The sequence below is a fragment of the Streptomyces sp. NPDC107575 genome (genome assembly GCF_055657265.1).
Genome location: NZ_JBVKBG010000001.1, coordinates 42,819 through 58,667 on the forward strand (window position 1 = coordinate 42,819; position 15,849 = coordinate 58,667).

The following is a 15,849-nucleotide window of genomic DNA, read 5'->3' on the forward strand; positions in this document are numbered from 1 at the left end:
CAGGCGCCTCGGGGCCCCGCGGCGAGTGGCTCGGGTATTCAAGCCCCTCCGGCGATTGAGGAGCGGGGTCCTGGGCAGAGCCCCGAGGCGTCAACCACGCCGCGGCGCATCGATCACCCACGGCTCAGGCGGGCGCGGCGGCCAGCCTCCGGTCCAGCGCCTCCACGGCCCCCCGAAACGCCCGCCCCATCCCGGCCCGCCCGAGCTTCATCCCGGCCCGCACCCCCGCGGGCGCGTCCACGGCGAACGTCCACCGCACGCGGGACCCGCCACCCGGAACGCCTTCGACCCGCCACTCCTCGACCATCGCCCGGAGTCCCGGCACATTCGTCTCGTCGACCCGATACGCGTACACCTCGCCCGGCTCCGCGGCGATGATCGTCTCCAGGAACCGCGTCCCGCCCTTGAGTCGAACCTCCCGCCGGGCCCCGCCGTCCAGCGGCCGCGCCAGCGTCACCGCGGAGAACCACTGGGGCCACCCGACGACGTCCTCGGCGAGCGCCCGGTACACGGCGTCCGGGGAGGCCGACACCTCACGGGCGAACACGAGCCGCAAGGGCGCGCTGTCGACGAAGTCGAGCTCGACGGGGAGAAGTCGGCGTGCCATGAAGGTTCAGCCCCCAAGGTTGAATCGACGGGCGCGACGCCCGTGTCGGGTCAACGGGCTTCGCTCGTAGGTGAGTTGACGTTGTCCGTGTTCCGGTCGGCCGGTCCCGGCCACCATAACTGGCACACCGTCAGATGTCTGCACCGTCCTCGGGCTCCCCGGCCACCACGAGCCGCATGTGCTCGGCGACCTCCGCCCGCGCCTCGACCGGCAGCCCGCCGTCCGTGACCAGCGTGTCCACCTGGTCGAGCGAGGCGAACGAACTCAGCCCCACCGTCCCCCACTTGGTGTGGTCGGCCACCACGACGACCCGCCGCGCGGACTGCACGAGCCGCCGATTGGTCTCCGCCTCCGCCAGGTTAGGCGTGGACAGGCCTGCCTCCGGGCTTATGCCGTGCACCCCGAGGAACAGCACGTCGAAATGGAGCGCCGCGATCGCCTGGTCGGCGACGGGACCCACCAGCGAGTCCGACGGTGTGCGCACCCCGCCGGTCAGCACCACCGTCGCCGCGCCCTGCCGGGACGCCGCGCCGCGCTGCGACGCGTGGAAGACATCGGCCACCCGCACCGAGTTGGTCACCACCGTGAGGTCCGGTACGTCGAGCAGCTGCTGGGCCAGCGCGAACGTCGTCGTACCACCGGAGAGCGCGATCGCCGTGCCGGGCGCGGCCAGTGGCGCCGCGGCGCGCGCGATGTCCTCCTTGGCGGTCAGCTCCAGGCCCGACTTGGCCTCGAAGCCCGGCTCGTGCGTGCTCGCCTCGACGACCGGGACCGCGCCGCCGTGCACCTTCTCGACGACGCCCTGTCGCGCGAGCGCGTCCAGATCGCGCCGGACCGTCATGTCGGAGACACCGAGCTTCCTGGTCAGCTCGTTGACCCGGACGCCGCCGCGTCGACGGACCTCGTCGATGATCAGGGCGCGGCGCTGCTCCGCGAGGAGGTTCTGATTCTCGCTCACGTCCGTCGAATCCCTTCGGCTCGTCCCGCCTGCCACCACCGCCGTACCGGCCAGCGCTTTCTCGTCATCCTCGCACGCGCCACCGACACCGGGACCACCGCCCGCGCTGCCGACCTGCGCCGCGACGGCGCGAGACGGGGTGAATGGGGCGGGGCACCTCGGGGAGATTCCGTGACGAGGGGTGCCCGAGGGGGTGCGGGGCCGGGATCCTGGTCGTGTTGCGGAAACGGGGGACACATGAGCACGACGCACGGACACGAACAGACACACGGGCACGACCAGCAGACCGCCCTGGAACTCCTCGTCCACGGAGTCGGCGGCACCACTCCACAAGAGATGCTCGACGACCCGAAACCGGTACGGGTGTCGGGCGACGACACGGCGGCGGTCTTCCGGCGCGGCGAGGACGCCGACGCGGAGACGCGCCCGGACGACTACCGGGGCAAGCCCGTCCCCGAGGCGTACGTGTGGTGCAACCTCACGTCGGGCAACGGCTCGCGGGCGCTGTGGCTGTTGCTGCTGCCCTTCATGGTGGTGAACCTGTCGCACTGGATGCGCCCCAACGCCCGCCGTTGGACGCGCACCGTACGCCTGTACGGCCTGCTCGTCCGGCTCCTCTCGCTCACCCTGACGGTGCTGCTGGTCGGCGCCGCGTGCGAGGTGGCCCTGGACCTGGCGGCCTGGCAGTGCGCGGGCACGTCGGCCTGCGTCTCCCGCCACTCCTGGCTGGAGTTCCTCGCCGACGGCTGGTGGAGCCAACCCGGCCGCCGCCTCGCGCTCGCCTCGCTCGTCCCGAGCGCTCTGGCGGGCCTGCTCTGGTACCTCTCGCACCGCACCTGGAGCGCGTACGAGACACAGCGCCCGCTGCCGCACATGCCCGAGCCCACCGACGGCGAGATCGACAACGCGCTTGGCAGGCCCGGCTTTTGGTACGGGCGCCGCCTGGTGGCCCGGCTGCGCTCCGCGCACACCGCGGCCGCGCTGCTCACGGTCGCCGCGGCCGTCGGCACGTCCGCGGCCCGCTTCGACCGGGCACCCGGCGGGCCCGCCCTGCTCGCCGTGCTGGGCTGGGTGATCGTCGGCGCGCTGATCCTCGGCACGCTCGCCGTCATCGGCGTCATCGTGCGCCGCGGCCGCAGCGAGAGCCGCGTCGACGACACCCTGGACCGCACGGTGGTGCGCGCCCTGCCCTACGCGGCGCTCGCCCTGCTCGTCGTGACCATGGTGTACGCGGCCTGGTCGCGGCCCGGATGGCACTCCTCCGGACGGCTGCCCGGAGACCTGAGCTTCGGCGGCATCGCCCTCGTGCAGGGCGCGCTCGTGCTCGTCCTGTCCTGCGTCGCGCACGCCATCTACCGCACGGCCCGCGACCCGCGCACCGCACTGCGGGGCCTCGGCGGCCCGGCCACCGCAATGCTCGCGTGCGCGCTGGGCGGCGTGATGACCGGTGGCGTGGCGCAGCGCGTGGCCGACTGGCTGGACGGCACCAGCGGACTGATCAAGGGCCCGCCCGTGCTGCTGTCCTGGCAGGCCTCCGTCATCCCGCCGCTGCTGATCGTGCTCGCCGTCCTGGGCGGCGCACTGGCCCTGCGCACGGCCCGCATCAAGAAGCGCGAGACGGCGCAGGTGGCGGCCGACTACCACCTCGACGAGAAGCCGGGCGCCACCGCCGAACCCCCGGACGCGCACCGCACGGCCCGCATCGCGGGCACGCGCGCGCGTGCCGCCCTCACCGACAAGGCGCCGGTGATGATCGGCGTGGTCTCCTCGGTGACGCTGCTGCTCGGCGCCCTGGCCGTGGTCGGCGCGTGGACGACCGGGAAGGTGCCGGCGACGGCGTTCCAGGGCTCGTACGCGATAGTGGAGGGGGCGGCGGAGGCCGCGCAGGCGCTGGGCTCCTGGCTGATCGGCCTGGGCTTCATACTCTTCGTCACCTGGGGACGCCGCGCCTACAAGGACGCCTCCGCACGCCGCACCATCGGCATCCTGTGGGACGTGGGCACCTTCTGGCCGCGCGCCGCGCACCCCTTCGCGCCCCCGTGCTACGCCGAGCGCGCCGTCCCCGACCTGACCTGGCGGATGGCCACCTGGACGCAGGCCACCGGAGGACGGCTCATTCTGTCGGGCCACTCCCAGGGCAGCGTCCTCGCGGCCGCGGCCGCCTGGCAACTGCACCCCTCCGTAAGGAAGCGCGTCGGACTGCTCACCTACGGATCACCGCTCGAGCGGCTCTACGGGCGCTGGTTCCCGGCCCAGTTCGGCCCCGAGGCGCTGGCGTCGCTGCACCGGCAGGTCGACTGCTGGCGCAACCTGCACCGCGAGACCGACCCCATCGGCGGGCCGATCAAGCTGTCCGGAGAGTGCGGACCCCAGGTCGACCACCCGGCGCTCCAGGATCCGCTCGCGTACGGACGCACCGCCGAACACCCGCTGCCCGCACCGATCCTGGGCCACAGCGACTACCAGGCCGACCCGGTCTTCGCCGAGGAACGCGCCCGGCTGCTCGCCCGCCTCAAGCAGGGCGTGCCGCAGCAGCGACCCGAGGGGGACCAGGGGCGGGCCGAGGCTCAGGGCAGTTCCGGCAGGTCCTCCGGGTAGAGGAGCGTGAGCGCGTCGGTGTCCAGGGCGTCGAGCTGGGCGACCCGGCCGGCGTGCCGCTCGACCATCGACTCGAACGTCTGACGCGCGGTGCGACCGTTGCCGAACGCGGGCCCCTTCGGGAGCGCCGTGAAGTACTTGAGCAGTGCTTCCGGCGTCCCGTCGGCGAGCCGGTACTCGTGCTCGTCGGCCTGCTGCTCCACGATGCGCAGCAGTTCCTCGGGCACGTAGTCGGAGAACGTGATGGTCCGTGAGAAGCGGGAGGCCACACCGGGGTTGGTGGACAGGAAGCGCTCCATCTCCGCGGTGTAGCCCGCGACGATCACGACGACCTCGTCGCGGTGGTCCTCCATCAGCTTCACGAGCGTGTCGATCGCCTCGCGGCCGAAGTCGCGCCCGGAGTCCTCGGGGGACAGGGCGTACGCCTCGTCGATGAACAGGACGCCGCCGTGGGCCCGCTGGAAGGCCTCCTGGGTGCGGATCGCGGTGGAGCCGATGTGCTCGCCGACCAGATCCACACGCGACACCTCTACGAGGTGTCCCTGGCCGAGGACGCCGAGCGTCGCGAGGATCTCGCCGTAAAGGCGCGCCACCGTCGTCTTGCCGGTGCCGGGGGAGCCGGTGAACACCAGGTGCCGCCGCACGGAGGCCGCCTTGAGGCCCGCCTCCTGGCGCCTGCGGCCCACCTCGATCATGTCGGTGAGCGCGCGCACTTCGCGCTTGACGCTCTCCAGGCCCACCAGGGCGTCGAGTTCGCCGAGTACGAGCTTGGACGTGCGGGACTCCTTCGCGGGCGTCTGAGGGGCCGCCACGGGCCGCTGGTCGGGCACGGCGCTGAGCAGGCCGACGGTCTGTGTCGCGGTCTGCACCGCCGGCTGCGGGGCCGCCGCAGCGCCGGCGCGCACGCCGCCGCTCTCGTCGCTCGTGCAGTCGTCGATCAGCGGCCCGTCCTCGGCGAACTCGTAGCCGCCGCGCGAACACCGCTCCGTGCGGCACTTCTTGAGGCTCGTACGGCAGCCGTCGATGACGTGGAAGCCGAAGCCGCCGCTGTCCGTGACCCGGCAGCCGTGGAAGGAGCCCCGGCCGCCCGCGGACACGTAGAAGCCGGCCTCTGTGGGGGACGTGACCGTGCAGCGCTCGATCGTGGGGTCCGCGCCCTTCGTGACGATCACGCCGGTCTGCGTCGCGTCCACCGTGCAGTTGGCGAGCGTCCCGCCGCTGCCGTGGTCGCGGAACCAGGCGCCCGTCGCGGCCTCGCGGATGCGGCAGTCGTCGAGCTGGGCGGTGGCCCCGTCGCTCACCGACACGGCCGTGTTGCGGACTTGGGAGAGGTCGCTGTCGACGACGTCCACGCGCGAGCCGCGATCCAGCACGAACAGCGCGTCCGGAACGTCGTGCACCCGGCAGGACTCCAGCACGGCCGTCGCGCCGTCGCTGACCCAGACGGCCGGGTAGTCGCCCGTGCTGTCGTGGATCTCGCACTGGTTGGCGTCCACGCGCGTGCCGGGGTCCCACACCGAGAGCCCGTTGCGCCCGAACTGGCGCACGGTCGAGCGCGTCAGCGTGAGCACGGACCGGGAGCGCAGGTCGATCGCGTTCTCCGGAACGTCGTGCACGCGGCAGTCGGCGAGGGTGAGCACCGCGTCCGTGTCGAGCGTGACGCCGTCCCCGGTGGTGCGGTGCACATCGCAGTCGGTCAGGTGCGCGGCAGCCCGCCCGGTGATCTGCACACCGGACCCCTTGACCTCGTACACCTCGCAGCCCACGGCCTCCAGGCCGGAGTGCTCACCGGTCGCGGAGAGGCCCGCGCCCGACGTGTGGTGCACGCGGCAGCGCTCGAGCCGCGGATGCGCGCCCCCGCGCACCGCGACGCCCGCCTGCCCGGCGGAGACCACCTCGCACTCCTCGAACACGCCGCCCCCACCGTCGAGCACGGCGATGCCGATGCCGCCGGGGTTGTCGACGGTGCACTGGCGCACCGTGGGCCGGGCGCCGCCGCGCACCTCGACGCCGGTCGCGGACCGCGTCACCACACGGACGCCGACGATCTCCGGAGCGCCCTCCTCGACGAGCAGCGCGGGCGCCGCCGCGTCCTGACCCTCGACGTGCAGGTCACGGACGGTCGCGGAGGCCCGTACGGTCACGGGGACGCCGTCCGCGGGAGCGATCCGCACGGAACCGGGGGAGCCCTCGGGGCCACGCAGCGTGATCGCACGCCGCAGCACCAGGTTCTCCCGGTACGTACCGGGGGCCACGGTCAGCACGTCCCCGTCGGTCGCCGCCTCCACGGCGGCTGCCAGCGACGCGTACTCACCCGTGCGGCGCCGCCACCGCGAAGTACCGGCGTGCGTCACCTGGACCGAGCCCTGTGCCATGGCGCTGATCTGCCCCCACCTCGTCGTACGCAGGAAGTGGGCGCGCCTCCCGGGGCGCCGTTCCTGGCTTCCTCCTGTGCTCTGCCTGCCAAAAGGTGGCTCCACCGTAGCGTGCGCGGAGCACGGGAGTTGACCAGAGCCGCGAGCCTGTGGAGAGCGGTCAGCTGCCCGTGCCGGTCCTGCCCCAGTCGGGTCCCGCGATGTCCCAGGCGCTGTCCCAGCGCGCGTACCGGCGGCGCATCATGCGCCACAGGATCAGGCGCCTGCTGCCCTCCACCAGGCCGGTGACGGCGACGGCCGCGCCGAATCCGGCGAGCGCCGCGTGCGTGGCGGCGGTGGGCCGGTCCAGGGGACGGCCGACGGCGCGGCCCTGGTCGTCGGTCCACACGGGGAACTTGTCGCCGCGGTGCGGAGTGGTGAGGGCGGCGACGACGCGGTCCTGCCGGACGGAACCGTCCGGAGCCTTCCAGGTCGCCACCACGCGTGTGTGCGCGTCACGCGCCGTGGAGGTCTCGGGGTCCGGGTCCAGCGGCGGCTGGGCCACCTTGTGCACCACGGTCGCGGTCACCTCGTGACGCATGCTGCGCTGCTCCTCCACGGAGCGGTACAGGGCGTCACGCGCCATGGATCCCGCGACGACACCGGTCACCGGCGCGGCGACGACGATGAGGAACAGTGCGACCAGGGCGACCCAGGCCTCCGCCAGGTCCGTCCCGCGGCACACGGGATTGTGGCGCCAGCGCCAGAGCCCGATCAACGCTCGCACGGTCTGCACCCCCTTCCGGGTCTGTCATAACCCCGAACGGCAGCGCCCGCATGCCGGAGAAGAGAAGAGAGAGCGACGTCACCTGGCTTGCTCGCCCCTGCCCACCGGCGCTTCCGACACTGCCATTGTCTCTCAACGAGCATGCCGCGGCGCCGGGTTCCCCGACCGGGTGACGGTTATTCGAGGATGGTCAAGGGATCTCCGATACGCATGGTGCCCGTCGATTCGGGTACCAGGTTCGTGCCGAAGCACAGCTGATCACCGAAGCGGCGGTGCCGGGCCAGCGTGCGCAGGGGCTCCTTGCCACGCTCCGCGGTCTGCTGGTTCGTCGTCGTGACCACGCAGCGGCCGCTCTTCTTGGCGACGCGGAAGGTGACCTCGCCGATCGCGATGCGCGTCCAGTCGTCCTCCGCCCACGGCGGCGTGCCGGAGACGACGACATTCGGCCGGAACCGGTTCATCGGCAGCGGGCCCTCGTCGGCGTGGTCACCTTGAGCGATCAAGGAGTTGAGTGCGTCGAGGGACGAGAGTGTCGTCAGCAACAGCGGGTAACCGTCGGCGAAGCTCACGGTCTCGCCCGGGCGCGCGTACTGCGGGTCGATGGGGCGTCTGGACGCCGGGTCGTCCAGGTGCATCAGGCGTATCTCGGTGCCGAGGTACGCGCTCCACCACGCGTGCGCCGCGCGGTCGGCGGGTACCGCCTCGACCTTGTCCGACCAGACCTCGATCGTGGTCGTCCCGCCGGGCTCGGGCACCGCGACGGTCAGCGGGTCCATCCCGGGGCCCGACACGCGAACGCCGCCGCCGGGCAGCTGCTCGGCGGCGGCCAACGCCAGGCGCGGATGCGGCCGTTGGGTGACGATCTTGTCGTCCGCGCCCACCAGCACCCAGCGCCGGTCTCCGGCCAGGCCCCACGGCTCCACGACGGACTCACTCGGAGCGTGCCCTTGGACCGCCTTGAGCGGGTGGACATGGATCGAACTGACTGCTGGCTGCGACATGCCGGTAATTCTGCCAGCAGCCACGGACATCGCCCGTGGCTGCTGTGGTGGGCCGGGGTGTTCCGGCCGTGCTGGGTCAGTAACCGCGGTACTGCTGGCGGTTGTACGGATCCTCGTACGGCGCGGGGGCGGGCCGCGGCGTGGCCGGGCGCATCGCCTCGTAGCCGGTCGCGGGGCCGGGCGCGGGACGCTGCGGCTGCTGGACCTGCTGGCCCGGATAGCCGCGCGGGGCGCTCGCCTGCTGCGGGATGTACGGGGCCGGGGCCGCCTGCATCGGGGCGGTCTGCGGATGCGGATAGCCGTACTGCGGCGCGGGCGCGGAGTGCGCCGACGGCAGCGCGGGCAGCGCGGCCGGCAGCGCCGGCAGGTGGCTGTTGCTGTCGTACGCGGAGGGAACCCGGATCGGGGCGATCTGCGGAGTACCCCGTTCCGCGACGAGAGAGTCGTAGATCGGAGTGTCCGGGAAGGACGGCGCGGAGTAGTAACCGCCGCCATATGTGGAGCGGGGGGAGGTCATGACACATAAGTTAAGCCCACGATGTGGTCGTTGGGGTAGACCGATAAGAGGGTTCTTTTGCGTGTCGTGTGTGACCGCGCGTCCTCAATGCGAGCGAACTTGGGGAAAACGGTCGTCGCCCGGGGCAGTTTTCCTGTAGGGCCCAAGATTTCGGGGGGTTACCGGCGGTTGGCCAGTGATCTTCGAACGGGCCTCTGGGAGCCGGAAGGCTCCAGGGAATATGTTGGCCGGTAAGCCGAGGGCGGGCGTTTGGGGCGGACATGACAATGGCTAAAGGAGCGAATGTCGGCGTACCGGCTTCGGCCGTACGCGTCGAATTGGGCCGACGTTCAGGTCCGGGTGTGCCCGACGTCGACGCCTCGGCGCTCCTGCTCGCTTCCGGGAAGGTCCGCTCCGACGCGGACTTCGTGTTCTACAACCAGCCGACGCACGCGTCCGGAGCGGTGCGGCACGAGGGCAGGTCCACCGGCGGGGACACCGTCACGGACACCCTCTTCGTCGACCTCGCGCGCGTGGAGCCCGCCATCGAGCGGGTGGTCCTCGCGGCGTCCGCGGACGGCGGGGCGTTCGGACAGGTGCCGGGCCTGTACGTCCGCATCGTCGACGCGGCGGACGGATCCGAGATCGCCCGCTACGAAAGCGCGGACGCGACGGTGGAGACGGCCTTCGTCCTCGGTGAACTGTACCGCCGTCAGGGAGCCTGGAAGTTCAGGGCCGTTGGCCAGGGCTACGACAGCGGCCTGGCGGGCCTCGCGACGGACTACGGCATCACGGTGGACGAACCGGGGCCGGCGCCGTCGGCGCCACCGGTGCGACTGACCAAGGTCACGCTGACGAAGTCCTCGCCCACCGTCTCCCTCGCGAAGCAGGGCGGCACGTCCGGCGCCCTGCGCGTGAACCTCAACTGGCAGGTGCGCAAACAGTTCGGCGGCCGGGGGAGCAGGCGCGCCCGGGACCTCGATCTCGACCTGTGCGCCCTGTACGAACTCGCCGACGGGAGCAAGGGGGTGGTGCAGGCGCTCGGCAACGCCTTCGGGGCGCTGGGGCAGGCCCCGTACATCCACCTCGACGGGGACGACCGCAGCGGAAGCCTCGATGCCGGTGAGAACCTCACCATCAACCTCGACCGCGCGGACGCGTTTCGCCGCATCCTCGTGTTCGTGACCATCTACGAAGGCGCGCGCAGCTTCGCGGACCTGCACGCCACGGTCACGCTGCGACCGGCGCACGGAGCGCCGATCGACTTCTCCCTGGACGAGTGCACGGTGCCCTCCACGGTGTGCGCGCTCGCCCTGCTCACGAACGACGGCGGCGGCGACCTGACCGTGCGGCGCGAGGCCCGCTATCTCGTCCCGGACCGGGGCGTCAGCCCGCAGCGCACCGTGGACCGCGCCTACGGGTGGAACATGAACTGGACGCGGGGCCGCAAATAGCGTGCCGTGGTCGGCTGTTCACCCGCGGTCGGGCGCGGCGTACGTGCGCCCCTTCCAGGCAGCGCCCTGCCCCCTGTAGTGCTGCACGGCGGAATCCACCGTCATCAGGAGGTACAGCAGCGCGGTGAACGGCAACAGCGGTGCCAGCCACAGCGTCTGCCGGTAGTAGCGCAGCATGGGGATGTACGTTCCCGCCATCACGGCCCAGGCGAGCGCGCCGAGCAGCGCGACCGGCGTGCTGCCCAGCGCCAGGCCGACGACCAGTGCCACCGGCGGCACCAGGTAGACCAGCGCGAGCCCCAGCACGGTGGCGAGCAGCACCAGCGGGTTGTGCCGCAGCTGTGCGTAGGCGCTGCGCGACACCATCCGCCACAGGTCAGCGAGGCGCGGATACGGCCGCACGCTGTCGACGCGCTCGGCCAGGCCCAGCCAGATGCGCCCGCCCGACCGCTTCACGGCCCGCGCGAGCGACACGTCGTCGATCACCGCCTGCCGGATCGCGTCCGGGATCCGCGCCCGCTCGGCCGCATCGGCGCTCAGCAGGACACAGCCGCCCGCCGCCGCGGCCGTGCGCGCACCCTGTCGCGCGATCCAACGGAACGGGTACAGCTGCGCGAAGAAGTACACGAACGCGGGCACGACAAGGCGCTCCCACCCGCTCTCCACCCGCAGCCGCGCCATCTGCGACACCAGGTCGAAGCCGCCCGTGCGCGCCGCCGCCACCAACTCCCGCAGGCTGTCCGGCTCATGCGCGATGTCGGCGTCGGTCAGCAGCAGGAACTCGGGACCACGCGCGCGTGCCAGGCCGATGCCGTGCCGCACCGCCCACAGCTTCCCGGTCCAGCCCGCGGGCGGCTCACCCGGCGAGTCGACCGTGAGGGGCAGCCCGCCCAGCCGCTCCGACAGCGTCCGCGCCACCTCGCCCGTACCGTCCGAACTGCCGTCGTCCACCAGGAAGATCTCCGCCCGGCCCGGATAGTCCTGGGCGAGCAGGGACGGCAGGCTGTCCGGCAGCACCTCCGCCTCGTCGCGGGCCGGCACCACGACACACACGTCCGGCCAGCTCGCGGGCTCGGTGCGCGGCGGCAGGCGCAGGTCCGTACGCCAGAAGAAGCCCTGGCACAGCAGCAGCCACAGCCATGCGGCGAGCGAAGCCGCGGTGATCCACACAACGACGTCCATCCGCCGCAGTCTGCCCCACCGGCAGGGGCATTGTCGGACCGATCGTCTATGGTTTCCGGGTGAAGATCGCGCTGATGGACTCCGGAATCGGACTGCTCGCGGCCGCCGCCGCGGTACGGCGCCTGCGCCCCGACGCGGACCTCGTGCTCTCCTCCGCCCCCGACACCATGCCGTGGGGACCGCGCACCCCCGAGGACGTCACCGAGCGGGCGCTCGCCGTCGCCGAGGCCGCCGCCGCACAGGGCCCGGACGCGCTGATCATCGCCTGCAACACCGCCTCCGTGCACGCGCTGCCCGCGGTGCGCGCCCGGCTCGAGCCGCAGATCCCGGTCATCGGCACGGTCCCCGCGATCAAGCCCGCCGCGGCGGGCGGGGGCCCCGTCGCCATCTGGGCCACGCCCGCGACCACCGGAAGCCCCTACCAGCAGACGCTGATCCGGGACTTCGGCGGCGGCGCCCAGGTCACAGAGGTGCCCTGCCCCGGCCTCGCCGACGCCGTGCAGTGGGCCGACGAGGAGGGCATCGACCGGGCCATCGAGGCCGCGGCCGCCCTCACTCCCCGTGATGTAAGGGCCGTCGTCCTGGGCTGCACCCATTACGAGCTGGTCGCGGAGCGTATCCGCGCCGCTGTGCAGCAGCCGGACGCCGAGGCGCTCGTCCTGCACAGCAGCGCGGGCGCCGTCGCCGCACAGGCGCTGCGCCGGATCGGCGAGGGCCCGCGGGCTGCGTCCGAAGCGCGCGGGCGGCTCACGGTGCTGCTGGGCGGCCGGGAGGAGACCCTGCCGAAGGAGGCGCTGGCCTACGCGGAGGGCCGCGACCTGCGGGCGCTGAGCCACGCGGGCTGAGCAGACCCGTACCGGCTCGGCCCACGGGGGCGCACAAGCCGGTGCCGGACCCGCGGAACATGAGTAGGCTCGATTCCATGAGGGAACACGCCCCCGACGAGCACTCAGGGCGACGCTCTTCCGCCCCCGCGGCCGACATCTGGACCGGCCGCGCACACAACCGCGTGCAGTGGATCCTTGCCTGCGGCGGGCTCGCCTGCCTGGCCCTGGGCATCGAGCTGGCCGTGGACAACTCCTGGGCCACCGGCATACTCGCCCTGGCCATGTCCGTGGTCGGCCTGATCGCCGTGGGCCTGCTCATCCTGTTCGGCACCCTCGCCTTCCTCCACGTGGCGGTGAAGGTCGACAAGGACCACCTCGAAGTGCGCTGCGGCCACGTCGGTCTGCCGCGCCGCCGCATCCCGCTCGCCCATGTGGTCGAGGCCGACTTCGCGCCCCGCGTCACGCCCCGGCAGTGGGGCGGCTGGGGCTACCGGTGGCGCCCGGAGATCGGCACGGCCGTCGTGGTGCGGCGCGGCGAGGGCGTGGTGCTCCGCCTCGGCGACGGCCGCAGGTTCACGGTGACCGTGGACGACGCGGAGAGCGCGGTGCGGCACATCCGCGACCGCCTGAAGCCCACCGCCGCGGGCCCGGCCCTCTGAGCCGTACCCCGTCCGACACACTCAGTCGCGGCCGCCCCGGACCAGTTCCGGGGCGGCCGCGTCGTCGTCCGGCGGCCCGTCCGCGAGCGGTTCCGCCGTGGCGATCCCGGCGAGCAGCCCCACACCCGCGGTCACGGTCGTGAAACTGAGCGCGTTGCCGACCGTCGCCATCGCGGCCACCGCGGTCAGGGCGGCACCCGCCGCCAGCACCACCTGCGTGGAGCGCGCTGAGCGCCACAGGACGTACAGCAGCCAGCAGTAGGCCGCCGCGAGCAGCAGCACGCCGACGAGCCCCTGTTCGGCCGCCACCTGGAGGACGGCGGAGTGCGGCTTGCCGTCGGAGAGCGGGGACTGCGCGAGCGTCGGACTGAGGTCCTCGAAGCGCCCGGGGCCCGTGCCCAGGGCGGGATGCGCCTCGGCCAGATGGACGGCGTCGCGCCACAGCAGGATCCGCCGGGGTGAGAGCCACGTCTCCAGGGAGTCCGTCGGGCCGGCCGGCAGGACGCCCTTGGCGAGCGCCACACCGAGGCCGGCCACCACCGCCGTGGCCAGGCCGAGCCCCGCCAGGCCGAGCGCCCGGCTGCGCAGCCGGGCCGCCGCGAGCGAGCACAGGACGACACCCGCGCACACCGTGATCCCGGCCGGGGAGTCGACGACGGCGGCCACCACCACGCTGCCCGCCGCCAGAAGGTGCAGCACGGACCGCAGTGCCTGTTGCCGCGCCGCCCAGGCCGCGCAGCACAGCGCTCCCGCCGACAGGGCGAGCAGCGCCGCGGTCGCACCGACCCGGCCGAGCGGCGTCACGACATCCGGTGCGGGCGCCGCGTACGGGGCGGTGAGCGCGAGGCACAGGCCGCCGAGCCCCACCGCACAGGACGCGGCGACCGGGACGAGCGCCCCGCCGATGCGCCCGCACGCGTACCCCGCGATCACGGCGAGCACCGCCAGGAGCACCCCTTCCGGTCTGCCCGCGCGCGCGGTCGCGCTGATCAACGACCACGCCGCACAACATCCGAGAACCGCGACCCCCACGGCGTCCGAGGCGCCGCGGTGCTCCCGCAGCGCACCGTCCGTCCCCGCACCCGTCGACCACCCCGTCGTACCCACCCGTCGCCCCCCGACGTAGCCGGGCCCCGGACGCCAGGCCGGACGCGGCCGCGCTGTCGGGAACCGGGCCACACGGTAACCGCTGGTGTGCCGTGGCGGACCGGTGTTGCACAGGAACGATGCGCCTCAAGGCGCACCTGGGGCGTGTCGACCGGCATGTCGGGGTGACAGCACCGCGCCGTACACTCCCCGGGTGACCGCCACCGCACCTCCCGTAGCCCCGTCGGACGAGCCCTCAGAGCAGTCGGCGCTGTCGAGGGTCCGCTCCCGCCTGCGGCGGTTCGCGCCCTTCGCGCTCGCGGTGATCGCCGGGCTGCTCCTGTACGTGAGCTTTCCACCGCGCGAGCTTCCGTGGCTCGCGCCGATCTCCTTCGCGCTGTTCGGCGTGGCGGTGTACGGACGGCGGCTGAGAGCGGGCTTCGGGCTCGGCCTGTCCTTCGGTCTCGCCTACCTGGTGCCGCTCCTCTCCTGGACCGGCGTCGACGTCGGACCGCTGCCGTGGCTGGCGCTCGCCGCCGCGGAGGCACTGCTGGTGTCGCTCGCCGGCCTGGGCATCGCCTATGTGTCGCGGCTTCCGCTGTGGCCGTTGTGGGCCAGCGGGGTCTGGATCGCGTCCGAGGCGCTGCGCGCGCGTGCCCCGTTCGGTGGCTTCCCCTGGGGGAAGGTCGCGTTCGGGCAGCCCAGTGGGGTGTTCCTGCCGCTCGCCTCGCTGGGCGGCACCCCGCTGCTCGGCTTCGGTGTGGTCCTGTGCGGCTTCGGGATCGGGGCGCTGGCCCTGCGGGTCAGGAAGGCGCGAGGGGCGTCGTCCCTGAAGGGCCTCCTCAAGGACAAGGGGATCGCCACCGCCGCCGCGTTCACCGTCGCGCCGGTCGTCGCGGGAGCGGTCGCGATGCCCTTCGTGGCGACGGGCGCCGAGGCGGGCACCGCGCGCGTGGCGCTCATCCAGGGCAACGTTCCGCGCATGGGCCTCGACTTCAACGCCCAGCGCCGCGCCGTACTCGACTACCACGTGCGCGAGACCATGAAGCTCGCCGCGAAGATCAAGTCGGGGCAGGTCGAGCGACCCGATCTCGTCCTGTGGCCGGAGAACTCCTCGGACATCGACCCGTACGTCAACCAGGACGCCTACGACGAGATCACCAGGGCCGCACAGGCCGTCGGGGTGCCGATCTCGGTGGGCGCCGTGGTGACGGCCGAGGACGGCACGCCCCGCAACCGGCTCATCCAGTGGGACCCCAAGACGGGCCCCGGAGCCGTGTACGACAAGCGGCACCTGCAGCCGTTCGGCGAGTACATGCCGTACCGAAGCTTCTTCCGGATCTTCAGCAAGGACGTCGACCGGGCGGGCAACTTCGTGCCCGGCAAGAAGCCCGTCGTCTTCGACATGGCGGGCACCGAGGTCGGCAACATCACCTGCTACGAGGCGGCGTTCGACGACACGGTGCGCGACCAGGTCCGCGAGGGCGCGCAGATCCTGTCCGTGCCGAGCAACAACGCGACGTTCGAGCGCAGTCAGATGACGTACCAGCAGCTCGCCATGGACCGGGTGCGGGCCGTCGAGCACGGCCGGGCCGTGATGGTGCCGGTCACCAGCGGGGTCAGCGCCGTGATCCGGGCCGACGGCTCGATCGCGCAGCAGACCGGCATGTTCGAGCCCGCCACGCTGCTCGCCGATGTCCCGAAGCGCACGTCGCAGACGCTCGCCACGCGCGCGGGCGCGTGGCCCGAGGCGTTGCTGGTGGCCATCGGGGTCGGAGGTCTCGGCTGGGCCGTCGTGCGGGCCCGCGCGGGGCGTCGCTCCGACGCCTGACGGGGCTTG

At 73.0% G+C, this 15,849-nt stretch carries 13 protein-coding genes; 5 read left to right on the forward strand and 8 right to left on the reverse strand.

What is annotated here, in order from left to right:
* Positions 1-124: 124 nt before the first annotated feature.
* Positions 125-607: an SRPBCC family protein gene (locus tag ACZ7L4_RS00215; RefSeq protein ID WP_472098362.1), complete on the reverse strand. Its 483-nt coding sequence runs from the start codon at positions 605-607 to the stop codon at positions 125-127.
* Positions 608-737: 130 nt separating this feature from the next.
* The gene (locus ACZ7L4_RS00220) at positions 738-1,565 is read right to left on the reverse strand and encodes a DeoR/GlpR family DNA-binding transcription regulator (protein ID WP_422480069.1); all 828 of its coding nucleotides are present in this window, start codon (positions 1,563-1,565) and stop codon (positions 738-740) included.
* A 237-nt stretch (positions 1,566-1,802) separates the two neighbouring features.
* Between ACZ7L4_RS00220 and ACZ7L4_RS00225 the strand changes: the two genes are divergently transcribed.
* A complete protein-coding gene (locus tag ACZ7L4_RS00225) occupies positions 1,803-4,163 on the forward strand; it encodes a hypothetical protein (RefSeq protein ID WP_472098363.1) in 2,361 nt (786 codons plus the stop codon).
* Here the strand turns inward: ACZ7L4_RS00225 and ACZ7L4_RS00230 are convergent.
* The 4 genes from ACZ7L4_RS00230 to ACZ7L4_RS00245 all read right to left on the reverse strand — a co-directional run bounded on the left by ACZ7L4_RS00230 (position 4,133) and on the right by ACZ7L4_RS00245 (position 8,822).
* The gene (locus ACZ7L4_RS00230) at positions 4,133-6,538 is read right to left on the reverse strand and encodes a right-handed parallel beta-helix repeat-containing protein (protein ID WP_472098364.1); all 2,406 of its coding nucleotides are present in this window, start codon (positions 6,536-6,538) and stop codon (positions 4,133-4,135) included. The genes ACZ7L4_RS00225 and ACZ7L4_RS00230 overlap by 31 nt on opposite strands.
* 160 nt (positions 6,539-6,698) lie before the next feature.
* Entirely contained in the window at positions 6,699-7,304 is a 606-nt protein-coding gene (locus ACZ7L4_RS00235) for an Rv1733c family protein (RefSeq protein ID WP_450810394.1), read from the reverse strand.
* A 176-nt stretch (positions 7,305-7,480) separates the two neighbouring features.
* Positions 7,481-8,305, reverse strand: coding sequence for an MOSC domain-containing protein (locus ACZ7L4_RS00240; protein WP_472098365.1), 825 nt, complete (start codon positions 8,303-8,305; stop codon positions 7,481-7,483).
* A gap of 76 nt (positions 8,306-8,381) precedes the next feature.
* Positions 8,382-8,822, reverse strand: a complete 441-nt coding sequence (locus ACZ7L4_RS00245; RefSeq protein WP_472098366.1) for a DUF6643 family protein — start codon at positions 8,820-8,822, stop codon at positions 8,382-8,384.
* A gap of 266 nt (positions 8,823-9,088) precedes the next feature.
* Here ACZ7L4_RS00245 and ACZ7L4_RS00250 point away from each other — a divergent pair, with 266 nt between their 5' ends.
* Positions 9,089-10,255, forward strand: a complete 1,167-nt coding sequence (locus tag ACZ7L4_RS00250) for a TerD family protein (protein WP_472098367.1) — start codon at positions 9,089-9,091, stop codon at positions 10,253-10,255.
* A gap of 18 nt (positions 10,256-10,273) precedes the next feature.
* Here the strand turns inward: ACZ7L4_RS00250 and ACZ7L4_RS00255 are convergent, their stop codons facing one another.
* Positions 10,274-11,437, reverse strand: coding sequence for a glycosyltransferase (locus ACZ7L4_RS00255; protein ID WP_472098368.1), 1,164 nt, complete (start codon positions 11,435-11,437; stop codon positions 10,274-10,276).
* Between the two features lie 59 nt (positions 11,438-11,496).
* On the opposite strand from ACZ7L4_RS00255, the gene ACZ7L4_RS00260 reads away from it, so the two are divergent.
* Both ACZ7L4_RS00260 and ACZ7L4_RS00265 read left to right on the forward strand, forming a co-directional pair.
* Positions 11,497-12,282: a glutamate racemase gene (locus ACZ7L4_RS00260; protein ID WP_472098369.1), complete on the forward strand. Its 786-nt coding sequence runs from the start codon at positions 11,497-11,499 to the stop codon at positions 12,280-12,282.
* A gap of 77 nt (positions 12,283-12,359) precedes the next feature.
* Positions 12,360-12,923, forward strand: a complete 564-nt coding sequence (locus tag ACZ7L4_RS00265; protein ID WP_472098370.1) for a hypothetical protein — start codon at positions 12,360-12,362, stop codon at positions 12,921-12,923.
* Between the two features lie 21 nt (positions 12,924-12,944).
* Here ACZ7L4_RS00265 and ACZ7L4_RS00270 read toward each other — a convergent pair whose 3' ends face one another.
* Complete coding sequence (locus tag ACZ7L4_RS00270; protein ID WP_472098371.1) at positions 12,945-13,916, reverse strand: O-antigen ligase family protein; 972 nt, start codon at positions 13,914-13,916, stop codon at positions 12,945-12,947.
* 307 nt (positions 13,917-14,223) lie between these two features.
* Between ACZ7L4_RS00270 and lnt the strand changes: the two genes are divergently transcribed.
* Positions 14,224-15,840 (forward strand): apolipoprotein N-acyltransferase, encoded by a 1,617-nt coding sequence (gene lnt, locus ACZ7L4_RS00275; protein ID WP_472098372.1) that lies wholly within the window; start codon positions 14,224-14,226, stop codon positions 15,838-15,840.
* Positions 15,841-15,849 lie beyond the last annotated feature (9 nt).

Excerpts from the sequence above, each read along its gene's own strand:
- ACZ7L4_RS00245 (WP_472098366.1), bottom strand. The coding sequence starts at position 8,822 with ATGACCTCCCCCCGCTCCACATATGGCGGCGGTTACTACTCCGCGCCG.
- ACZ7L4_RS00230 (WP_472098364.1), bottom strand. The coding sequence starts at position 6,538 with ATGGCACAGGGCTCGGTCCAGGTGACGCACGCCGGTACTTCGCGGTGG.
- ACZ7L4_RS00265 (WP_472098370.1), top strand. The coding sequence starts at position 12,360 with ATGAGGGAACACGCCCCCGACGAGCACTCAGGGCGACGCTCTTCCGCC.
- ACZ7L4_RS00250 (WP_472098367.1), top strand. The coding sequence starts at position 9,089 with ATGGCTAAAGGAGCGAATGTCGGCGTACCGGCTTCGGCCGTACGCGTC.
- ACZ7L4_RS00255 (WP_472098368.1), bottom strand. The coding sequence starts at position 11,437 with ATGGACGTCGTTGTGTGGATCACCGCGGCTTCGCTCGCCGCATGGCTG.
- ACZ7L4_RS00225 (WP_472098363.1), top strand. The coding sequence starts at position 1,803 with ATGAGCACGACGCACGGACACGAACAGACACACGGGCACGACCAGCAG.
- ACZ7L4_RS00215 (WP_472098362.1), bottom strand. The coding sequence starts at position 607 with ATGGCACGCCGACTTCTCCCCGTCGAGCTCGACTTCGTCGACAGCGCG.
- ACZ7L4_RS00240 (WP_472098365.1), bottom strand. The coding sequence starts at position 8,305 with ATGTCGCAGCCAGCAGTCAGTTCGATCCATGTCCACCCGCTCAAGGCG.